The following is a 22,083-nucleotide window of genomic DNA, read 5'->3' as shown; positions in this document are numbered from 1 at the left end:
GGGGTGTCAGTGGCGGTCCGTACCCTCGACGGCATGGAGGGGAACGAGCGGAAACTCCCGCACACGGAGGAATCCGACGCCGAGGCCTGGCAGCGGCTGAATGCGTACGCGTACCTCAGCGCGCCCGAGCGCCTGGAGTACGTCGCGGTGATGCGGGTGTTCTGCGGCACGCTGCTCGCCGACCTGTCCGTACCGGACCTCCTCGCCAAGCTGGCCGAGAAGGACGTCCCGGGTGCGGCGCTGGACGCGGAAACGCTCACCCGCAGGCTCGAAGAGCTCGTGCGCTGGGGCAATCTGCTGCGCAGCACGCACACCGTCAAAGCGACCAGCATCAGCGAGTACCAGCGCTCACGGTCCCGCTACCAGCTGTCGAAGCTGGGGGAGCGCGTGCAGCGGGGCGTGGACGAGGTACTGGCCGGGGCGGACGCGGCCCGCGAGGTGAGCAGTGAACTGCTGGTCCTCGTCGACCGCGGACTGCGGGAGATCGCCGCCATGGCCGCGGCGCCGGGTGGTGCCGATCCGCAACAGGCGCTGGAGCGGATCAGCACGCTCTTCGTGCAGTTCGCCGAATTCGCCGAGTCCGTCCGGGACTTCTACGCCTACCTGGGCCAGGTGCTGGCACGCTACGACCTCGACTCGGCCGAGTACCAGGGGTTCAAGGAACTGCTGCTCGACTACGTGGAGGCCATCACCGAGGACATCTCCTTCCGGGCCCCGCGCATCGCGGCTCACCTGGACGCCGTCCGGCCTCACCTGCCCGGCCTGCTCGCCCGGATCGACGCACACGCGGCGGGCATGGGAGCACTCGCCGACGGGCTGCCCGAGACGCGGGTGCAGCGCAGCCGCGGACGGGACATCGCGGACTGGGAGGGGCTGCGAGAATGGTTCACCGACACCGGAGGCCACTCCAGCCAGGTGGATCAGCTCCGGGACGCCACCCTGCGGGCTCTGCAGTCGCTGCTCGCCAACGCCAAGCGGATGCTGCGTTCGGCGTCCGGTGAGATGTCCCGTCGCAAGGACCTGCTGCGGCTCGCGGCCTGGTTCGACGCGGCGGAGCCGGAAGAGGCCCACGACCTGGCGGTCGCCGCCTTCGGGCTCTACGGCGCGCGTCACCTGGGGGTGGCACCGGACCCCGACCGGTCCGTGCCGGCGTATGTGAGCTGGTGGACAGGACCCGTGGTGGAGGTGCCGGTGGCGCTGCGCGAGCGCGGCAGCAGGGCTCCGCGCGGACGGGCCGCGGCCGCCGAGGACCACTCCGAGCAGAAGCGCCACTTGATGGAGCAGGCGCGGCAGCAGGCCGAGGCCCGGCAGGTGGCCGCCGACGAACTGCGCAGCGCATCGGGCAGGTTCGATCAGGTGCGCCTCGGCGGCCCGGCCATGCGGCTGCTCCTGGAGCTCCTGACGACCGCCCTCGGCAACGCCCGGCTGAGCGAGGACGCCCGCGACTTCCTCCTCGACGGCGCGCAGGCGGACGACATGGACCTCGGCATCCGGCTGACCGCGTGGCGCACCCCCGGCCGGTCCACCGTCCTGCGGTCGGTGGACGGCGACCTGACGGCGGACGATCTCACGCTGGCCGTCGAGAGCCTTGCCGCCGGGAGCACATCCGCACCGGCGATGGGGGAGGCGAGCGCCTGATGCCCCTGCCCTCCGCGCACGACGTCGCCCTCGCGGCCGAGCGCCGCACCGCCGCCCGGCTCCTGTTGGCCCACCCTCTGGTCACCAGCGCCGGACCGCACAGCGACACCTTTCCGCTGATCCGGCGCCACGCGGACTGGCTGGCCCAGCGCTTCCAGCAGGTGTTCGGATACCGCCTGCTGGTGGAGGCCTCCTACGCCCGGCTGTTCAAGGCGGGCCTCGGCCCGGGCTCGGGTCACCGTCTGGAACGACCGTCGACCGGAACGCCGTTCAGCCCACGCACCTACGCCTACCTCACCCTCGCACTGTCGGTCCTCGTCACCGCACCGGAACAGCTCTTGCTCTCCCAACTCGTCGCCGACCTGCGGGCCGCGGCCGTCGACGCCGGCATCGAGGTCACCGACACCGGTCGACAGGCCGAGCGGCGGACCCTCGCGGCCGCCCTGCGGCAACTCGTCGACTGGGGCGTTCTGGTCGAGACCGAGGGGCATGTCGGGGCCGTCGCCGAGGAGCGGGCCGGTGAGGCGTTGCTGACCGTGGACCGCGAGATCGCGCGAGCCGTCGTCGCCGGCCCGCTCGCCCAGAGCCGCGACGGCGCGGACCTCGTGCGCCGCGCCGCCGACCCCGGTTTCGGCGGGCCGCGTACGTACGTTCGCAGACGTCTCGTCGAAACCCCCGTCGTCCACCTCGACGACCTCACGGACGCCGAGCGCGAATGGCTGCGCACCCGGCAGCGACGCGAGGCGCAGGCGTTCTCCGAACTGCTCGGCCTGGAGGCCGAGATTCGGGCCGAGGGCATCGCCCTGGTCGACACCGAGGACGAACTCACCGACCTGCACCTGCCGGGCACGGGCACGGTGGCTCAAGCCGCGCTGCTCCTCGTCGAGCGGCTGGTCGCCCGACTGCGTCCCGAAGACCCGGGCCACCCGGCGATCGGCGGACGGCTGGTCATCGGCGTACCCGTCCCGGACGGGCTGCTCCCCGACCTGCTCGACGAACTGATCGAGGAGTACGGCAGACGCGCCAACTGGCAGCGCGGTCACCTGGAGGACCGGGACGGATTCCTCGCTGCCGTACTCGACCTCCTCGTCCGAATGCGTCTGATGGCTCCCGCCGGGCCCGTGCGCGCGGACGGTCACGGCCTCCCCGAGGGATACGAGCAGACGGTGGCCGACGGGCGCTCCGTCACCGATGTCTCTCAGGCGCGGGGCCAGGACCGTCCGGACGGAGGCTGGATTCTGCTTGCCGCAGCCGCCCGGTACGCCACCACGGTGGCGGTCAAGCCCCGTACCGACCGGTCCCCGGCGGACGACGTCACCGAGGAGTCGCCCCGATGAACCGCCCGCCGACCCCGCACCGCTACCGACTGCACCGCGCGGGCATCCGGAACGTCTGGCAATACGACGAGCAGGAGTTCGCCTTCGGCGAGGGCCGCCTGCTGCTGCGCGGCAAGAACGGCGCCGGCAAGTCCAAGGCCCTGGAGATGCTGCTGCCCTACCTCCTCGACGGCGACGCCCGCGCGCTGGACGCCACGGGAACCGGACGCACCACGCTGGCCTGGCTGATGCTCGACGGTTTCGAGCAGACCAACCGGCTGGGCTATCTGTGGCTGGAGTTCGTGCGGACGGACGAGCACGGGCACGACCACCATCTGACCGTCGGCGCGGCCATCCGCGCGTCCCAGTCGACCAAGACGGCGAAGCCGTTCTTCTTCACCACTCGACTGCGAATCGGTGAGGACCTCGATCCTGCCCCCGCCGGCCGCCCCCTTCCGATCGACCAGCTCAAGTCGCTCGTCGGCTCGGAGAACGTCACCGACCGCGCCGTCGAACACCGGGCCACGGTCGCCCGCGAACTGTTCGGCCTCACCGACCCGGCGCGCTACCGCAACCTGCTCCACCTGCTGCACCGTCTGCGCCGTCCCACGATCGGCGACCGCATCGACTCCGGCGGACTGGTCTCGGTCCTCGCCGAAACCCTGCCCGCCCTCGACGACGAGGTCGTGGAGAAGGTGGCCCGCAGTCTGGACGACCTGGACTCCGTGAGGGCCTACCTCGGACGCCTCGAACGCACCGACCAGGCGCTGCGCACCTTCCTCACCAACTACCGCGGCTACCTGCACGGCGCCCTGCGCCGCCGCACGGACCAGGTGACCGGCGAGCTGGAGCAACTGATGGAACACCGCAGGTCCGCGGGTGACGCGGCGCGCAGGGCGGAGGGGCTCCGCGAGCGCGAGCAGGAACTCGACGCTCGCGTCGAAACCCTGAAGAGCGAGTCGAGTGCCGCTGAGACGGACCTGGCCGCCCTGCGCGCCGGGGCCGGATACCGCAGCCTGCAGGAGCTCGGGGAGAAACGCACCACGGTCACCGCCCTGCACAGCGCGGCCGCCACCGCCTTCAAGGCCGTCCGCCAGGCGCACGCCAACCAGGAGGAGGCGGGGCGGCGGCTCACCGCCGAAGCCCGACGACTCGGTGAAGAGCTGGTCGAACTGGGCACCACACACGGCGAGTTGGTCCGCGAAGCCGAGCGGTCCGGCATCGACCCCGTGCACCTGGGGGAGCCCGTGGCGACGCCCGTCACACCGGTCACGCCCGCCACCACAGCCGAACTGACCGCACCCGAAGGCGACTTCCACCTGGTACGACACAGCGAGGTGCTGGCGGTCGACACCGAGACCTGCACGACCGCGCTGCAGGACTGGGACACCCGACTCGATGCCGCCCAGCCGCTGATCAGGAACCGCGTCAGGTTCGTCACGGAACTGGGCGCTCTCATCGAGCGGTCGAGTGAGGCTCAGAGACAGGCGGACGAGGCCGACGCCGCCCGTGAACGTCTGGAGGAACAGGCGGATCATGCGCGGGACCGGGCCGACGGTCGCCGACAGGAAACCGCGCGTGAGTCGGAGGCGTACGCCATCGAGGCCAGAGACTGGAGCGAGCGGCTGGGGACCTCCACCGGGGTGTCCCTGGACGCCGTGCACGCCCTTGTCGCGCAGGACCCGGCCGACGGTCCGCTGCCCGCGCGGACCCCGGACGAGGTGGCCGAAGCAGCCCGGTCGGCCGTAGACCCGTGGTTGGCGGAACTGGGCGCGGAGCGCGACGCCGCCGCCCTGGCCGTCCGTGAACTGGAGGCAGAACGGGACCGCCTCCGGCGCCGGCGCGAGGAATGGGAACGCCGCACTGACCCCGAGCCTCCGCCCCCGCCCCACCGCACGGCCCCCCGCGCGTCCGGCACTGGAGCGCCCCTGTACCGGCTGGTGGACTTCGCCCACGACCTGGAGCCGCACGCGCGGGCAGGCCTGGAGGCCGCGCTGGAAGCGAGCGGCCTCCTCGACGCCTGGGTGCGTGCAGACGGCGCGGTCCTCGACCCGACCACCCATGACACCCTCCTGGTTCCGGGGGCACCCGTGGCCGGGCTGACCCTCGCTCGGGTGCTGCGGGCGGTCGCCGCCCCCGACAGCGGAGTGACGGCGGAGCAGATCGAGCGCGTGCTCGGGGCAGTGGCTCTGGCCGGGGCCGGGGTCCGCATCAGCGATGCCGGGCCAGTGGACGAGGCGGCAGAGGCGGGGCCGCCCACCGTGATCGGTACCGACGGCTCCTGGAGGCTCGGCATCGCCCACGGCCGCCACACCAAGGAGGCCGCCGAGTACGTCGGCGCGGAGGTGCGGGCGGAGACCCGCCGCCGGGCGCTGGCGGAACTCGACCGCGGACTGGCCGCGCTGGAAGGCGAGTTGACGCAACGCCGGCATGCCCTGCGGATCCTCACCGAGCACCGCGACCGGATCGGCGACACCCTGCGCCGGCCGCCCTCGGCACGTGGGCTGACGGATGCGTGGGCCCGTGCGGCCGAGGCCGAGCGCACCGCGGAATCCCTCGCCTCGCAGGCGTCCGCGGCCGCCCGCGAAGCGGAGCAGGCACGTGCCCGCGCGGTCGCCGCCCGGCGCGAGACCGAGGCGACGGCCAGTGCCCAGGATCTCCCCGCGGACCCGGCCGCCCTGGAAAGGGTCCGTCTGGCCCTCGACCGCCTCGGGCAGGGTACGCAGCGGCTCCGTCGGCGCGTGCGCTCGGTCCTGTCCGCGGCCGACGACCACCGGGGCGGCCGGACGGACTACGAGCGCGCCGAGTCCGCCCGCCGCGAGGCCGAGTCGGACTACGCCGAGCCGCTCGGCCGCCTGGAGACAGCCCGCCGAACCGTCCAGGCCCTGGAAGAGGCCCTCGGAGCCACGGAGCAGGAGATCCTCGCCCGGGAGGCCGCGGCGACGCGCCGTCTGGAGGCCGTGAGACGCCAACTCCCGCACACGCGAAGGGATCTGGCCCAGGTACACGACCTGCGCGTACGGGCGGAAGAGGACGAGAGGGCGCGGCGCGAGACACTCGCCGGCCAGGAAGCCGAGGTGCTGGCCTGCGGCAGGAGACTGCGTATGGCCCTCTCGCTGCCGGGAGTGCTGAGAGGAGCGGGTCTCGACCCCGAGGCGGACGACGGGGCCCTGAAGTCCCCGGACCCCGTCCACCACGAGGTCCGGGAACGCATCGCAGCGCTGCGCCTGCTGGGAGACGCCGTGCGTCGCGGCCTGGACGCGGAACGCCACGACATCTCGGACACCACCCTCCTCAACCGCCACACCGACCTGCGCGACCAGCTCTCCGGCGGCTACGACGCGACGCTCGAGGAACACGACGGCATCAAGCTGTGCCGGCTCGTCGACGACCACGGCCCGCACGACATCGCCGTGGTCGGCGAGCGCATCGCGGCCGAGGCCGCCGAGGCACGTGACCGTCTGACGGAGCGCGAACGCGAGGTCTTCCAGCGCTTCCTGACGGGAGAGCTGGGTGACCACCTGTCCTCGCAGGTGCTGGCCGCGGGCGCCCTGGTCGCCGCCCTCAACGGCACCCTCGCCACGGTTCGTACCTCACACGGCCTGGGCGTCACCCTCGACTGGAAGCTGGCGGACGGTGTCGAAGCCGACGTCAAGGCGGCCGTCGACCTCCTGCGCAGCCCCTCCGGGCTGCGCACCCGTGAACAGTCCGAGCAACTCCGCGACGTCCTCCAGCGCCGTATCGAGGACGCCCGCCGTGCCGACCCGGCCGCCGGCTATGCGGCCCACCTGCGCACCGCCCTTGACTACCGCGGCTGGTTCGCCTTCACCCCCTGGGTGGTCAACGACGCGGCACCGGGCAGCCGCCGTAAACTCACCGGCCGCACGGGCCTGAGCCAAGGCGAACAGCGGGTCCTCTCCTACCTGGTCCTCTTCGCCGCGGCGGCAGCGCACTTCACCGGCCTCGCCGACACCGCCCCGCACACACCACGCCTGATCCTCCTCGACGACGCGTTCGCCAAGGTGGACGAACCCACGCACGCCCGCCTCGGCCGCATCCTGGTCGACCTCGACCTCGACTTCGTCCTCACCAGCGAACGCCTGATCGGCAACTGGCCCGACGTGCCGTCCCTCCACATCTACGAGTGCCTGCGGGACCCGCATGCGCGGGGCGTGGCCACGCTCCACTACACGTGGAACGGGCGGCAGCGGAGGCTGATGTCGGTATGACAGGACGTGAAGGAGCCGACGAACGTCCTCCGGCCCCCGAGGCCCTCGCGTTTCTCACCCGGCCGGGCCTCACCCGCCTCTGGACGGCGGCACGGACCCGGCTCGAACGCAACGGCCTCCAACCGGCCGGAACCATCAGACTCGAGCACCTGGACGCACAGGAGCGTGAGGCACTGTCCCTCCTCCTGGCTCGACCGGTCACCGGCCCCACCACCACGATCCGCCTGCCGGAACTGGACACCCGCCTGCGCACCAGCGCGGTCGGACGGGGCCTGGCCTCGACACTGGAGGAACTGGGACCGTCCCTGACCAACCGCCGAGCGGCCCGCGACGCGGCGGCGGCGGAACGAGCCCGCCTGTGGTCATCGGCTCAGACGGAGGTGGAAGCCACCTCGCTGTCCGCCCAGCCCTGGGCAGCACAGTGGCTGGAGGAGATACGACGCGGCGGCACACTCGCCCGTCAGGATCCGAAGACCGCGGCCACCGTCATCACCCAGGCCGTCCAGATCCTGGCGACGCTCTTCCCCGGCACGGCCCCACGCTCCACCCCGGCCACCTGGGGCCGCGGTGAACTGGCCACCCGCGCCACCGGCTCCGCCCACGGCCTGGACGACGGCACGCTGCTGTCCCGGCTCGTCCTCCGCGGCATCGCGCTGGCGCACGGTGCCGAGTTCCCCGCAGACGCGCCCGCGCGCCGGGCCCTGTGGCGCACGGCCTCGGTCACCCCGGACGAGGTGTCCAGCACGGTGCTCACGTACGGCCTGCGCCCCACCGGCGGCACGTGGCGGGAGGCGGCCCTGCGCGAGCGAGCCGACCACCACATGGAAACCCATGTGACCCTGCGCGAGCTGCGCACACTGAGGCCGCAGATGCCGCCTGGCACCCACGTCCACGTCTGCGAGAACCCACGCGTGGTCGAGGCCGCGGCCGACACCGGCCGTACGGCACCCCTGGTCTGCACGTCGGGGAGCGCCACGACGGTCGTTCTCACCCTCCTGGACGCGTTGGCGGCGTCCGGTTGCACCTTCGCCTACCACGGGGACTTCGACTGGCCCGGCATCACGCTGGCCAACCGGATCATGCGTCGGTACGGAGCCGAGCCGTGGCGTATGCGAGCGGCCGACTACGAGTACCTCGCGACCCGCGCGCAGGTGCGCGGCACACCGCAGATCGCCCTCGCCGGACCACCGGCCGAGGCCGTGTGGGACACGGAACTGGCCCCCGCCATGAACGCCCTGGGCTTCGCCCTGCACGAGGAGGCGGCGCTGGATCTGCTGCTGGAGGACCTCGGGTGATGGCCCGATGCGCACGGCGGCTTGGCGCCGACCGGGCCGGAGGCGGTCACACCGGGCGCTCCGCCTTGGTTCGCTCGCGGTCAGCGCCCCGACGGCAGGCGCGCCTACGTACCCTGGGTCCTTCGGTCCCGCACATGGAGGCCCGCAACCTGATGATTCGTGTGGAAACTCAAGCAACGGGTCGGTGTGAGCCCTGAAACACCCGAGGGCAGCAGACCGAACATGCGACTCGATGTAATCTCCGGACAACGCCCTTGACCTGCACAGGCAGGCAGGGAGCAGACGAATCGGGAGTCTCTTCATGTTTCGTACCATGTTCAAGTCCAAGATCCACCGAGCCACCGTCACCCAGGCCGACCTGCACTACGTGGGATCGGTGACCATCGACGCGGACCTCCTCGACGCCGCCGACCTGCTGCCCGGCGAACTCGTGCACATCGTCGACATCACCAACGGCGCGCGGCTGGAGACGTACGTCATCGAGGGCGAGCGCGGCACGGGTGTGGTCGGGATCAACGGTGCCGCCGCCCACCTCGTCCATCCCGGAGACCTGGTGATCATCATCAGTTACGCTCAGGTCACCGACGCCGAGGCGCGGGCGCTGACGCCGCGGGTCGTGCACGTGGACCGCGACAACCGGATCGTGGCCCTGGGGGCCGACGCCTCGGAGCCGGTACCGGACTCCGAGCAGCGGCGCAGCCCGCACGCGGTGTCGGTGTGACCCCAGCACCCATCGCACCATCGCACCGGGAGTGTCCATGAGCGACATCGAGATCCGCGACGACCGGCAGGCGGGCTGCCTCGAAGCCGTCGGTGACGGCGGCGAGGTCGTCGGCCACATCCAGTACTTCGTCCTGGAGTCGCCCGCCCCGGCCCTCGTCCCGGTGCACACCATCGTCGAGCCCGCCCACGAGGGCAAGGGCATCGCGGGCTCCCTGGCGCGCGAGCTGTACACGATGGCCGCGCGCGAGGGGATCCCGGTCGCTCCGCTCTGCCCGTACGTCGTGAAGTGGGCCGCCCGCCACCCCGAGGAGGCCCCGGCGGCCGATCCGGAACTGCTGTCCGCAGCCAAGGACTGGCTGCGCGCCCACCCCGACCGGTTCTGACCGCCGCCGGGCCCACGCGGGTGAGTGTCCGGGGCGGCGCCGGGTAGGCGGGGAGTAGTCCAGAGCCAAGCGACACGACTGGCCGGAGGACACCATGACCACCCCGCGTCCCGACCCCGTCCCGCCCACCCCGCCCCCAGGCCCCCCGGATCCCTTCCCCAGCCCGGTACCGCCCCCCGAACCACCCCCCGGCCCCGAGCCGCTCCCGCAGCCGCCTCCGGCCCCGGGACCCCCTCCGGAGCCTTCCCCGGACCCGATCCCGCCGGGCCCGGAGCCGGTCCCGAACCCGGAACCGGGCCCACCCCTGACGTAGGGCCGGTGGGCGGCGTCCTCGAGAACACCGCCCACCGGCTCCCGCCCGAGGGGACGTGGCGCTGTCGATGTGCGGCTTCGCCGCGTGGGCGCGACCGGCCCGCACTCGCCCGGCCGGGGAACCGCCCCCTCAGCAGGTGCTACGCACCCACTTCGGACCGGTCCCCGCCCCACAGCGTGTGGAACGAACCCTCCCGGTCGACCCGCCGGTACGTGTGCGCCCCGAAGAAGTCCCGCTGCCCCTGCGTGAGCGCCGCGGGCAACCGCTCCGCACGCAGCGCGTCGTAATACGCCAGCGCCGCCGCGAACCCCGGCGTCGGCACCCCCTGCCGGGTCGCCGCGACCAGCACCTCACGCCAGTCGTCCTGCGCGGCGGCGATCTCGGAGGCGAACGTCTCGTCCGACAGCAGGCTCGGCAGATCCGCCCGCGCGTCGTACGCCGCACGGATCCGGTCGAGGAACGCCGCCCGGATGATGCAGCCGCCGCGCCAGATCGCGGAGACGGCACCGAGGTCGATGTCCCAGCCGTACTCCTCGCTGCCCGCGGCGATCTCGTGGAAGCCCTGGGTGTACGACACGATCTTCGAGGCGTACAGGGCCTGCTCCACCCGGTCGGCGAACGCCGCCGCCTCCGCCTCGTCCAGCGCGGCCGCCTTCGGCCCGGCCAGCCCCCGCGAGGCCTTCCGCAGCGCCGCGTGGCCGGAGAGCGAGCGGGCGAACACCGCCTCCGCGATGCCCGACACCGGCACGCCCAGGTCGAGGGCGATCTGCACCGTCCAGCGGCCCGTGCCCTTCTGTTCCGCCTCGTCCACGACCACGTCCACGAACGGCTTCCCGGTCGCCTCGTCCACGTGGGACAGGACCTCCGCCGTGATCTCGATCAGGTAGGAGTCCAGCCGGCCCGTGTTCCAGGTCCGGAAGATCTCCGCGATCTGCGCCGGCTCGTACCCGGCGACATCGCGCAGCAACTGGTACGCCTCGCCGATCAGCTGCATGTCGGCGTACTCGATGCCGTTGTGGACCATCTTCACGAAGTGCCCTGCGCCGTCCGGACCGACGTGCGTCACGCAGGGCGCCCCGTCCGCCGCCTTCGCGGAGATCTTCTCCAGCATCGGGCCGAGTGAGCCGTACGACTCCGTCGAGCCGCCCGGCATGATGCTCGGCCCGTGCAGCGCGCCCTCCTCGCCGCCGGAGATGCCGGTGCCGACGAAGTGGAGGCCCTGCTCTCGCAGTTCGCGCTCGCGGCGCCGGGTGTCGGCGAAGTGCGCGTTGCCGCCGTCGATGATCATGTCGCCCGGTTCGAGGAGCGGGGCGAACTCCTGGATCACGGCGTCGGTCGGCTCACCGGCCTTCACCATGATCACCAGGCGGCGGGGCCGTTCCAGCGCCGCCACGAAGTCCTTGGCGGTCTCCGCCGGCACGAACGTGCCCTCGTGCCCGAACTCCTCGACCAGCGCGTGCGTACGGGCCGCCGTGCGGTTGTGCAGCGCCACGGTGTAACCGTTGCGCGCGAAGTTGCGGGCGAGGTTGCGGCCCATGACCGCGAGTCCCGTCACGCCGATCTGCGCTGTAGTGCTCATTGGGCTGGCTCCTAGGGGTGGTGCCCGACAGTTTCGTCCTGGGGCCATCCTGACGGGTTTCGCGTCGTTCGTGGGGGAGCCAGAGCGGCTGATTGCCGCCTTGTCACGGCCAGTTATCAACCCTTACTTTTGCCGCTCCTGACGCATGTCGAGGGGGATCTCCATGGCCGTACGCGGCCGGCACCGCCGGTACCAGCCGAACAGGATCAACCGGGCCTCACTCACGGTCACCGCGGGCGGCGCCGGCATGGCGATACCGCTCATAGGCGCCGGCGTCGCCCAGGCGGCCGACGTGGACACCTGGAACAAGGTCGCCGCGTGCGAGTCCACCAACAACTGGCACATCAACACCGGCAACGGCTACTACGGCGGACTGCAGTTCACCCAGTCGACCTGGGAGGCCTACGGCGGCAAGCGGTACGCGCAGCGCGCGGACCTGGCCACCAGGGACCAGCAGATCGCCGTCGCGGAGAAGGTGCTGGAGGGACAGGGTCCCGGCGCCTGGCCGGTCTGCTCGGTACGGGCGGGACTGACGAGGGGCGGCGACACCCCGGACATCCATCCGAGCGGTACGTCGGGCGCAACGTCCAGCGGCACGTCGACGAAGTCCGCGAAGACGTCACTGAAGGACGTACAGCCGCAGTCGACGCCCCAGTCCCGGGCGGGCACCGCCGAGATGTACACCGTCGTCCACGGCGACACCCTCTCCGGCATCGCCGACACCCAGGACGTCAAGGGCGGTTGGCGGCGGCTGTATTCCGCCAACCGGTCCACCATCGGCGCCGATCCCGACCTGATCCTGCCGGGGCAGCGGCTGAAACTGCGCGCCCCGGCCGGTACGTCGCCGTCCACGACGCACCCGAGCACCGCGAGGCCCCGCACCGAAAAGGACTCCGACGCCGACGACAAGGCGCAGACCGGCCATTCCCTCGTGGCCCCGGTCGCCGCGGCCACCGGGACGCCGTACCACGCGACCGGCTCCTCCTGGTCGAAGGGCTACCACACCGGCGTCGACTTCCCGGTCCCCACCGGCACCTCCGTGAAGGCGGTGGCGGCGGGCACGGTGGTCAGCGCGGGCTGGGGCGGGTCGTTCGGCTACCAGGTGGTCATCCGGCACGCCGACGGCCGGTACACCCAGTACGCCCACCTCTCCGCGATCTCGGTCCGGGACGGGCAGTCGGTGGGCGGCGGCCAGCGCATCGGGCGTTCCGGCTCCACCGGCAACAGCACGGGCCCGCATCTGCACTTCGAGGTGCGGACGGGGCCCGGATTCGGTACGGATGTCGACCCGCTGGCCTATCTGCGGGCCGGCGGCGTCAGGATTTGATCCGCACCCGGTGCCGGTCGACGGTCGGCACCGGGACGTACGTGGCGCTGTAGAGCGGGCTGTGGAAGAAGACCGGCGGCCGGCCGGCGGGGTCGGCCGGGTCGTCCCCGTAGGGAGGTTCCCCGGCCTGGGCCGGTACCAGTGCTGCCTGGGCCGACACGAGTACCTTCTCCTCGGAGACCTCCGGAGCCTCAGAAGCCTCGTGAGTGTCCAAAGTCTTGGAAGCCTTGGAAGCCGCCTCGTCCTCCGACAGGTCGACGGCGGCCGTCAACGCCGCTTCCGCCCGCGCGGCCGGAACCCCGGCCACAGTGGATCCGCCTTGAAGACGCTCTGTGGTCAGCAGGATCAGGCCGCCCGCCGCCACCACACCGCAGCTCAGGGCGAGCGCGGTGCCGGTGGTGCCGTAGCGGAAGGTCTCGCCGAACATCGTGATGCCGACCGCGGCCGCCACCACCGGGTTGACCACGGTCAGCGTGGCCAGCGGGGCCGCGAGGCCGGCGCCCCGGTACGAGGCCTGGGACAGCAGCATGCCGGCCGTGGCCAGCACGCCGATCACGGCGAGGGAGGGTATGTCGGCCGCCGAGACGCCGCCGGTCCAGTCGACCGCGACGGTCTTGGTGAACACCGACGACATGCCGAAGGCGATACCGGAGGCGGTCGCCAGCAGCGTGCTGCGCACCGCCGGGTGCCGGTGCGCGGCACGCCCGGCGACCATCAGGGCCACCACCGCACCGGCGGTGACCACGGCCACGCTCACCCGCTGCGGGGTGCTTAGCGACTGCGCCTCGGAGGCGCCGACCAGGGACAGCAGACCGGCCAGACCCACCGTTGCCATGATGGCGCCCCGCCAGGCAGTCGCCCCGGCCCTGCGGCCGACGAACAGCGCGGCCATGGGGAGCGCGAACACGATGGTCAGCGCGCCCAGCGGCTGGACCAGGCTGAGGGGGCCGTAGGCGAGCGCCACCACGTGCAGAAGCCCGCCGAGGCCGTTCAGCGCGACCGCCGCCCACCAGCCGGGGCGGCGCAGCGGCGCGTACTCCTCGCCGGGCGAGGACACCGCGACCTGCTCCTGCACGATCGCCCCGGACGCGTACGCGACGGCGGAGACCAGTGACAGGACCACGGACAACGCGAGGGCGCTCATGAGCTGCTCCTCTGCGTGAGGCCGGGGCTCGGGGCCCGGCGCGGCGAACGGTCGGCTTCCATAACCAACACGATGCCTTGTCGATCTGTTCCCGTCGTCGTACCTGAGCACGCAATGGGTCCTACTGCCGATGGAGTACTGCGGGGCCGCTGTCCTCCCTCAGACGGGTGACGGGTAGGGGATCCCCCTGATCACGCACTCCGGGGCCCCTGGTACTACTGCACGTCGTGGACCTCGACCCCGAACTCGCCGCCCTGGCACCGCTCGGCGGCTTCTTCCTGCTACGGGTCGCCGGAGAGCCGCCGGGGCCTCTGCCCACCCTCGCGCAGACCTACGAGAACCAGTTGTCGGATGTTTACGGAAATCCTCTGACTTTTCGGGTCCGCAAGGTCAACCGGACGCTGCGGGCGCCGGAGACCCGGATCGGTGCCTCCGTGGCGCAGCAGGGACTCGCCGCCCGCCTCTGGTCGGCGGCGCTCGGCTGCGCGGCCCTGTACGGCGGCATCCCCGACCTGGATCCCCGGCTGCTGCGCTGGGACCCGGACGGCAGCGCCCCCGACGACCTGTGGCTCACCGAGGTCAGGGCGCTGCCCGGCGACGCGGGGACGCTGACCCGGACCGTGCTCCACGGTCACCTCGAACCCCTCTCGGCGGCCCTGCGCGCCAGCCACCCGGTCGCCCCCGGCCTGCTGCGGGGCAACGCCGCCTCCGCCCTGGCGGGAGCCGCCCGGCAGCTGGAGCAGTGGGCGCGCACGCACGGCCGCCCCGAGGCCGCCGCCCGCGCGCGTGCCCTCACCGCCGAACTCCTCGCCCACCCCCTCCTCGCGGACACCGGCGCGCGCACCCGCACCCCGGCCGGCACCGCCTTCCGCCGCCGCAGCTGCTGCCTCTACTACCGGGTCCCCGGCGGGGGCGTCTGCGGTGACTGTTGCTTCACACGACCCCCGCGCTCTTCCCCGCGGGCCCCGTCTGGGTGACCATGAAGGGAACCAGCCGCAGAGAATGGGGGTTTCCGGGTGCGAGTGGGACTGCTGACCCGGGAGTACCCCCCGGACGTGTACGGCGGCGCGGGCGTCCATGTGGAGTTCCTCGCCCGGGAGTTGCGCCGGCTGGTCGACCTGGACGTGCACTGCTGGGGCGAGGGCCGCACCGAAGGCGTGGTCCGCCACCGCCCCTGGTCCGCCCTGGACGGCGCCAACGACGCGTTGCGCACCTTCTCCGTGGACCTCGCCATGGCCGCCGCCCTCGAAGGCCGCGAGCTCGTCCACTCGCACACCTGGTACGCCAACCTCGGCGGCCATCTCGCCAAGGAGCTGTACGGCGTCCCGCACGTCGTCACCGCCCACTCGCTGGAGCCGCTGCGCCCCTGGAAGGCCGAGCAACTCGGCGGCGGCTACGCCCTGTCGAGCTGGGCCGAGCGCACCGCCGTGGAGGCGGCGGACGCGGTGATCGCGGTCTCCGGCGCGATGCGCGAGGACATCCTCACCTGCTATCCGGCGCTCGCCCCGGACCGGGTGCACGTCGTGCACAACGGCATCGACACCAACCTCTACCGGCCCGACCACGGCACCGACGCCCTCACCCGCGTCGGACTGGACCCGGACCGCCCGTTCGTGCTGTTCGTCGGCCGCATCACCCGTCAGAAGGGCGTGCCCCATCTGCTGCGCGCCGTACGGCACATCGACCCCGCGGCACAGGTCGTGCTGTGCGCGGGCGCGCCCGACACCCCGGAGATCGACCAGGAGTTCCGCGACCTCTTCGCCGAACTCAGCCGGGCCCGCGACGGTGTGCACTGGATCCCGCGGATGCTGCCGCGCCCCGAGGTGATCCAACTCCTCACGCACGCCGCCGTGTTCGTCTGCCCGTCCGTCTACGAGCCGCTCGGCATCGTCAACCTGGAGGCGATGGCCTGCGGGACTCCCGTCGTGGCCTCCCGGGTCGGTGGGATCCCGGAGGTCGTCGAGGACGGGGTGACCGGACTGCTGGTCCCGACCGACGACGACTTCGAGGCGGGCCTCACGCGAGCCCTGGACTCGGTCCTCGGCGATCCGGAGGCCGGGCACCGCATGGGCGAGGCGGGACGGGCCCGGGCGGTGGCCGAGTTCGGCTGGGACGCGGTGGCCCGGCGGACGGTCCGGCTGTACGAGGAGATCCTCAAACAGGCGTAGGGAGCCCCGAGCCGGGGCAGCCATGGGTATCAATCAGGGTGAGGGGAGCGGCCATGCGTCGTGGTGGACCTTCGGTGCTCGGCATCGTGCTGGCGGGCGGTGAGGGCAAACGCCTGATGCCCCTGACCGCGGACCGCGCCAAACCGGCGGTCACCTTCGGCGGCACCTACCGGCTCGTCGATTTCGTCCTGTCCAACCTCGTCAACGCCGACATCCTGCGCATCTGCGTGCTCACGCAGTACAAGTCGCATTCGCTGGACCGGCACATCACCACCACCTGGCGGATGTCCAGCCTGCTCGGCAACTACATCACGCCCGTCCCGGCCCAGCAGCGCCTCGGCAAGCGCTGGTACCTGGGCAGCGCCGACGCCATCCTGCAGTCGCTGAACCTCGTCTACGACGAACGGCCCGAGTACGTCGCCGTGTTCGGTGCCGACCACGTCTACCGCATGGATCCGCGCCAGATGCTCGCGCAGCACATCGACAGCGGCGCGGGCGTGACCGTGGCCGGGATCCGCGTCCCGCGCGGAGAGTCCTCCTCCTTCGGGGTGATCACGCCGGGCTCGGACGGCCAGACGGTCGAGCGGTTCCTGGAGAAGCCGGTCGACCCGCCCGGCCTCGCGGACGACCCGGAGAGCGTGTTCGCCTCCATGGGCAACTACATCTTCACGACCAAGGCGCTCATCGAGGCCCTCCAGCGGGACGCCGAGGACGAGGAGTCCGTGCACGACATGGGTGGCTCGATCCTGCCCCAGCTCACCGGGCGCGGCGAGGCCCAGCTGTACGACTTCAGCGACAACCACGTCCCCGGCGAGACCACCCGCGACCAGGGCTACTGGCGGGACGTCGGCACGCTCGACTCGTACTACGACGCCCATATGGACCTGATCGCCGAGCGTCCCGCCTTCAACCTGTTCAACCGCAGCTGGCCCATCTACACCCACTCCTACCAGCTCTCCCCGGCCCGCTTCAGCGCGGGCGGCATGGCCAGTGAGTCGATCATCAGTGCGGGCTGCCTCATCCGGGGGCAGGTCACCCGGTCCGTGCTGTCGCCGGGCGTGGTGGTCGACCCGGGGGCGGTCGTGCAGGGGTCGATCCTGCACGACAACGTCCACATCGGCCGGGGCGCGGTGGTACGCGGGGCGGTCCTCGACAAGAACGTCGAGGTCCCGCCGGGCGCCACGATCGGCGTCAACCCGGAGCGGGACACGGAGCTGTACTCCGTGTCGAAGGCCGGTGTCATCGCCCTGGGCAAGGGGCAGCGGGTGTCGTGAACTTAATCGGCTGTTAACTGTACGTAGCCTTGAGGTGCTTGACCGTAATCATGTGCAGGGGGTTGACTGCTGCCTCACCCTTCGTCGACGCGAGGCAAGCCCGTGACTGCTGATGATCTGCTGGCACCCCTCGACCTGGCGTTCTGGAACATCGAGTCCCCCGAGCACCCGATGCATCTCGGGGCGCTCGGGGTCTTCGCCGCGCCGTCGCCCACCGCCGGTGCCCACGCGGCGGACCTGCTCGCCGCCCGTGCGGCGGCCGTCCCGGGGCTGCGCATGCGGATCCGGGACGTGTGGCGGCCCTTCGACACCGCGCTGCCGCTCGACCTGCGCCGGCCGCTCGCCTTCGGCGGCGCGGTGCGCGAACCGGACCCGGACTTCGACCCCCTGCACCACGTCCGCCTGCACGTCCCCGCCGCCGACTTCCAGGCCGAGGCCGGCCGGCTGATGGAGCGCCCGCTGGAGCGCGGCCGCCCACCGTGGGAGGCGCATGTGCTGCCCGGCGAGGACGGCCTGTCCTTCGCCGTCCTGTTCAAGTTCCACCACGCACTCGCCGACGGACTGCGCGCCCTGACGCTGGCCGCCGCCGTCCTGGACCCCATGGACATGCCCGCGCCCCGGCCCCGTCCGGCGGAGCCCCCGCGCGGTCTGGTCCCCGATGTGCGCAAGCTGCCCGGGCTGCTGCGCGGTGCCGTCTCCGACGTGGGGCGCGCCCTCGACATCGGCGCCTCCGTCGCCGTGTCGACCCTGGGCGTACGGTCCACCCCCGCGCTCGCCGCCGAGCCCACCGGCACCCGCCGCACCGCCGGCGTGGTCCTGGACCTCGACGATGTGCACCGCGTCCGCAAGGTCGTCGGCGGCACCGTGAACGACGTCCTGATCGCGGTCGTCGCCGGGGCGCTGCGCCGCTGGCTGGACGAGCGCGGCGACGGCAGCGAGGGCGTACGGCCGCGCGCGCTGATCCCCGTCTCCAAGCGCCGCCCGCGCACCGCGCACCCACAGGGCAACCGGCTCTCCGGGTACTTGATGCGGCTTCCGGTCAACGACCCCGACCCGCTCGCCCGCCTGGCGCACGTCCGCACCGCCATGGACGCCAACAAGAACGCCGGACCCGGCCGGGGCGCGGGCGCCGTCGCGCTGCTCGCCGACCATGTCCCGGCGCTCGGCCACCGGCTCGGCGGACCGCTGGTCAGCCAGGCCGCGCGGCTCTGGTTCGACATCCTCGTCACCAGCGTCCCGCTGCCCAGCCTCGGTCTGAAGCTGGGCGGGAACCCGGTCACGGAGGTCTACCCGTACGCCCCGCTCGCCCGTGGCCAGTCCCTGGCGGTCGCCGTCTCCACCTACCGAGGGCGCGTCCACTACGGGCTCGTCGCCGACGCCGAGGCCGTACCGGACCTCGACCGGTTCGCCCGCGCCCTGACCGACGAGGTGGAGACACTCATCACGGCCTGCGGCTCTTGACGGGAACGGGTTTGGAGGAGGGGCCGGGCGCTCCGTAAAATTCCCCGTTCGAAGGCGGGCGCGGTCGGAGCGCCGCACGGGTGATCAGGGAAGCGGCAGCGCGATGACGGTGACAGAGGACGGCTCGGCGGCGTCCATGGACGAGATGGTCTACGGGCCCGGCATCGACCCGGAGCGGCTCGCCGTCTGCCTCAGCGTGCTCGAGGAGCTCGACAAGCTGGAGGTGGACCACCCCGACGCGATCGCCGTCCGCCGGGCCACCGCCGGCGTCTACCGCACGGTCAAGCAGCGCCGCCGCCAGGAGCGCCGGGCCGCCAAGACCGCCCACGACAAGGCCGTCACCGAGGCCACGGCGACCGGCTCCGCCCAGCGCATCGACGACGAGACCGAGGGCATCCTCCCGTCCTCGGTCACCGAGGCGGGGAAGATCGCGGGGATACTCCAGCGGCCCCGCTCCTGCTACACCTGCAAGACCCGGTACGTGGAAGTCGACTACTTCTACCACCAGCTCTGTCCGGACTGCGCCGGCCTGAACCGCGCCAAGCGCGACGTCCGCGCCGACCTCACCGGCAAGCGCGCCCTGCTCACCGGCGGCCGCGCCAAGATCGGCATGTACATCGCGCTGCGGCTGCTGCGCGACGGCGCGCACACCACGATCACCACGCGCTTCCCCAAGGACGCCATCCGCCGCTTCAAGGCCATGGACGACTCGGCGGACTGGATGCACCGCCTGGAGGTCGTCGGCATCGACCTGCGCGACCCGGCGCAGGCCGTGGCCCTCGCCGACCAGGTCGCCGGGGCGGGCCCGCTCGACATCCTCATCAACAACGCGACGCAGACCGTACGCCGTCTGCCCTCGGCCTACGCCGCCCTGGTCGACGGCGAGAGCGCCCCGCTGCCCGCCGGTGAGCTGCCCGCCCACCATGTCATCGGCGCCTTCAACTCCGGCGCGGTCGACGGTCTCGCCGCACTGCCCGCCGGCATCAGCAACCTGGACGCCCAGCAGATCGCCGACCTCGCCCTGGTCGCCGGCAACGCCAGCGTCGCCCGGCATCTCGACGGCACCGCCATCGACGCGGGCGGCCTGGTACCGGACGTCGTCGACACCAACACCTGGGTGCAGACCATCGAGCAGATCTCCCCGGTGGAGCTGCTCGAGACCCAGCTGTGCAACTACACGGCGCCATTCATCCTGATCAGCAAGCTGCGTCCGGCCATGGCGGAGGCCGCCCGGCGGGCGACGAGCGGGCGGGCGTACGTCGTGAACGTCTCGGCGATGGAGGGTGTCTTCGGCCGCGGCTACAAGGGCGCGGGGCACCCGAACACCAACGCCGCGAAGGCGGCGATGAACATGGTCACACGGACCAGCGCACAGGAGATGTTCCAGACCGACGGCATCCTCATGACGTCCGTCGACACCGGGTGGATCACCGACGAGCGGCCGCACTACGACAAGCTGCGGCTGGCGGAGGAGGGGTTCCACGCGCCGCTCGACCTCGTCGACGGGGCGGCTCGGGTCTATGACCCGGTCGTGCGGGGCGAGGCCGGTGAGGACTTGTACGGGATCTTCCTGAAGGACTACGCGCCCGGCAAGTGGTAGTGGTCAGGTGGCGAGGCGCGCCCTTCTCACCTGCGTACCGCCATCGACCAGGAGATCCGCCCCTGTGATCCAGTCCGCCGCGTCCGAGCACAGCCAGAGCACCGCCCGTGCCACGTCCTGCGGCTCTCCGATGCGGCCCAGCGGCAGGCCCGACGCGATCTCCGCCTCACCCGGCTCCCATACGAACCGTGCCAGCTCCGTGCGTACCAGGCCGGGGGAGACCGAGTTGACCCTCACCCCCGGGCCCAGCTCCCCCGCGAGTTGCCGGGTGAGGTGGAGGAGGGCCGCCTTGCTGGTGCCGTAGGCGCCGACGCCGGGGCCGGTGTGGGTGGCGCCCTCCGTGCAGATGTTGATCACCGCTCCGCCGTGCTCGCGCATCCAGCCGTGCCAGGCGCACTGCACCAGCCGTAGCGGTGCCTCGACGTTCACCGTGAAGGCCTCCCGCCAGGCCTCCGGGTCGGCGTCCATGAGGGGGCCGTACGGCTGGTTCGTGGCCGCGTTGTTGACCAGGATGTCCAGGCGGCCGAACGCGCGCAGACACAGGTCGGTGAGTGCCTCGGGGTGGCCGGCGTCCGCGACGCCCCCGGCCAGTCCGACGCCGCCCAGTTCGGTGGCGGCGCGCCGTACCTCGTCGGCGTTGCGCGCGCTCACGCACACCCGTGCCCCGGCGTCGGCGAGTTCCCGTGCCACCGCCCACCCGATGCCTCGTGTGGCCCCCGTGACGACGGCCGCCCTGCCGCGTAATCCGTACGACGACGTCATCGGCGTACGGTCTCACGACGGGCCGTCAGTCGACAGCCCCGAGACGGGAGTTGCGCTCGGCGACCAGTTCCAGCACCGTCCGCCAGTCCTCGAGGACACCCGCGTCGAAGGTGCCCGCCAGGCCGTCCTCGTCGGCCTGGCGCAGGCGGAGCAGGTCGTCGTCGGCGGGGCTGCCGAGCCAGGGGTGCAGGCGGACCAGATCGGCGACCCGGGGACCGAGCAGAGGCCGTACGGCGTGGGCGGCGCTTTCCGCGCGGCCCGTGGGGTCGGTGGGGCACAGGAGCTGTCCGACGGGGTGGACCAGCCCGGTCAGCTGCAGCTCCTTGTCGGCGGGCCGGCCGCGGCGCAGCAGCGCCGCCGTCTGCAGCGCGTGCTCGTGAAGATCGATCCCGGGGGCCGCACCGCCCGGGGTCTCCCGTACGCCCCGGCACGCGTACAGCAGGTCCATCAGCTCCTCGACGCTGCGCAGCTCCATGCGTCAGTCCTCCCGCGAGACAGCCGTTCGGTACGTCAGCAGATCATGGCCTGCTTGCGGCCGGGCGAACGGGATCTGAACGGCGCGACGGACGAGCAGACGCGTTCGCCGATGTCCGCCGGACGGGTGAACTCAGTGGGTGCAAAGGCGACGAAAGGAGCCCAATTCATCTGCAAGGACATGCGGGTGACGCGACATGGTTACCCCAAATTTTCAGCCCTATCGAGCGGCACCCTGCTCATTTGGTTAGTCTGTATCGGACGGACAGCAGGACGGAGTGCCACCCACACCCACCGTCCGTCTGGGACACGCCGGTTCACAACGGCCAGCTCTCCTCGGAGTCACCGGCACCACCGCGTCGCCACCGACTTCAGCCCGACCCGAGGGGGCGTTGAG

Annotated in this window: 16 protein-coding genes; 12 read left to right on the top strand and 4 right to left on the bottom strand. The window is 72.2% G+C overall.

Annotated elements, in window-relative coordinates; genetic code table 11:
- The first annotated feature begins 33 nt into the window (after positions 1-33).
- From ACIBVL_RS08425 to ACIBVL_RS08400, 6 genes are all read left to right on the top strand, one after another.
- Positions 34-1,638, top strand: a complete 1,605-nt coding sequence (locus tag ACIBVL_RS08425; RefSeq protein WP_399093876.1) for a TIGR02677 family protein — start codon at positions 34-36, stop codon at positions 1,636-1,638.
- Positions 1,638-2,975, top strand: a complete 1,338-nt coding sequence (locus ACIBVL_RS08420) for a TIGR02678 family protein (RefSeq protein ID WP_399093873.1) — start codon at positions 1,638-1,640, stop codon at positions 2,973-2,975. Before ACIBVL_RS08425 ends, ACIBVL_RS08420 begins: the two co-directional genes overlap by 1 nt.
- Positions 2,972-7,183, top strand: a complete 4,212-nt coding sequence (locus ACIBVL_RS08415) for a TIGR02680 family protein (RefSeq protein ID WP_399093870.1) — start codon at positions 2,972-2,974, stop codon at positions 7,181-7,183. The genes ACIBVL_RS08420 and ACIBVL_RS08415 overlap by 4 nt, the downstream gene beginning before the upstream one ends.
- Positions 7,180-8,478 (top strand): TIGR02679 family protein, encoded by a 1,299-nt coding sequence (locus tag ACIBVL_RS08410; RefSeq protein ID WP_399093867.1) that lies wholly within the window; start codon positions 7,180-7,182, stop codon positions 8,476-8,478. Before ACIBVL_RS08415 ends, ACIBVL_RS08410 begins: the two co-directional genes overlap by 4 nt.
- Before the next feature lie 301 nt (positions 8,479-8,779).
- Positions 8,780-9,199: an aspartate 1-decarboxylase gene (gene panD / locus ACIBVL_RS08405; RefSeq protein WP_399093864.1), complete on the top strand. Its 420-nt coding sequence runs from the start codon at positions 8,780-8,782 to the stop codon at positions 9,197-9,199.
- Positions 9,200-9,236: 37 nt separating this feature from the next.
- Positions 9,237-9,584: a GNAT family N-acetyltransferase gene (locus ACIBVL_RS08400; protein WP_399093861.1), complete on the top strand. Its 348-nt coding sequence runs from the start codon at positions 9,237-9,239 to the stop codon at positions 9,582-9,584.
- A gap of 452 nt (positions 9,585-10,036) precedes the next feature.
- Here ACIBVL_RS08400 and gndA read toward each other — a convergent pair whose 3' ends face one another.
- Complete coding sequence (gene gndA, locus ACIBVL_RS08395; protein ID WP_399093858.1) at positions 10,037-11,476, bottom strand: NADP-dependent phosphogluconate dehydrogenase; 1,440 nt, start codon at positions 11,474-11,476, stop codon at positions 10,037-10,039.
- 163 nt (positions 11,477-11,639) lie between these two features.
- On the opposite strand from gndA, the gene ACIBVL_RS08390 reads away from it, so the two are divergent.
- Positions 11,640-12,803: a transglycosylase family protein gene (locus ACIBVL_RS08390; protein ID WP_399093855.1), complete on the top strand. Its 1,164-nt coding sequence runs from the start codon at positions 11,640-11,642 to the stop codon at positions 12,801-12,803.
- On the opposite strand, the gene ACIBVL_RS08385 is transcribed toward ACIBVL_RS08390, so the two are convergent.
- A complete protein-coding gene (locus tag ACIBVL_RS08385; RefSeq protein ID WP_399093852.1) occupies positions 12,793-13,947 on the bottom strand; it encodes a DMT family transporter in 1,155 nt (384 codons plus the stop codon). The two genes, ACIBVL_RS08390 and ACIBVL_RS08385, sit on opposite strands and share 11 nt — an antisense overlap.
- A 209-nt stretch (positions 13,948-14,156) precedes the next feature.
- On the opposite strand from ACIBVL_RS08385, the gene ACIBVL_RS08380 reads away from it, so the two are divergent.
- The 5 genes from ACIBVL_RS08380 (at position 14,157) to ACIBVL_RS08360 (ending at position 20,450) form a co-directional block, all read left to right on the top strand.
- Positions 14,157-14,924, top strand: a complete 768-nt coding sequence (locus ACIBVL_RS08380; RefSeq protein ID WP_399094845.1) for a (2Fe-2S)-binding protein — start codon at positions 14,157-14,159, stop codon at positions 14,922-14,924.
- A 39-nt stretch (positions 14,925-14,963) separates the two neighbouring features.
- A complete protein-coding gene (gene glgA / locus ACIBVL_RS08375) occupies positions 14,964-16,115 on the top strand; it encodes a glycogen synthase (protein ID WP_399093849.1) in 1,152 nt (383 codons plus the stop codon).
- A 53-nt stretch (positions 16,116-16,168) separates the two neighbouring features.
- Positions 16,169-17,389, top strand: a complete 1,221-nt coding sequence (gene glgC / locus ACIBVL_RS08370; RefSeq protein WP_399093846.1) for a glucose-1-phosphate adenylyltransferase — start codon at positions 16,169-16,171, stop codon at positions 17,387-17,389.
- Between the two features lie 102 nt (positions 17,390-17,491).
- On the top strand, positions 17,492-18,850 hold the full coding sequence (locus ACIBVL_RS08365; RefSeq protein ID WP_399093843.1) for a wax ester/triacylglycerol synthase family O-acyltransferase: 1,359 nt from the start codon (positions 17,492-17,494) through the stop codon (positions 18,848-18,850).
- A gap of 103 nt (positions 18,851-18,953) precedes the next feature.
- Positions 18,954-20,450: an SDR family NAD(P)-dependent oxidoreductase gene (locus tag ACIBVL_RS08360; RefSeq protein WP_399093840.1), complete on the top strand. Its 1,497-nt coding sequence runs from the start codon at positions 18,954-18,956 to the stop codon at positions 20,448-20,450.
- Positions 20,451-20,453: 3 nt separating this feature from the next.
- Here ACIBVL_RS08360 and ACIBVL_RS08355 read toward each other — a convergent pair whose 3' ends face one another.
- Both ACIBVL_RS08355 and ACIBVL_RS08350 read right to left on the bottom strand, forming a co-directional pair.
- On the bottom strand, positions 20,454-21,212 hold the full coding sequence (locus ACIBVL_RS08355) for an SDR family oxidoreductase (protein ID WP_399093837.1): 759 nt from the start codon (positions 21,210-21,212) through the stop codon (positions 20,454-20,456).
- 25 nt (positions 21,213-21,237) lie between these two features.
- The gene (locus tag ACIBVL_RS08350) at positions 21,238-21,687 is read right to left on the bottom strand and encodes a hypothetical protein (RefSeq protein ID WP_399093834.1); all 450 of its coding nucleotides are present in this window, start codon (positions 21,685-21,687) and stop codon (positions 21,238-21,240) included.
- Between the last annotated feature and the right edge of the window lie 396 nt (positions 21,688-22,083).

Source organism: Streptomyces sp. NPDC049687, from assembly GCF_044465285.1.
Classification (GTDB): domain Bacteria; phylum Actinomycetota; class Actinomycetes; order Streptomycetales; family Streptomycetaceae; genus Streptomyces.
This window is presented reverse-complemented; position numbering and strand designations above follow the sequence as displayed.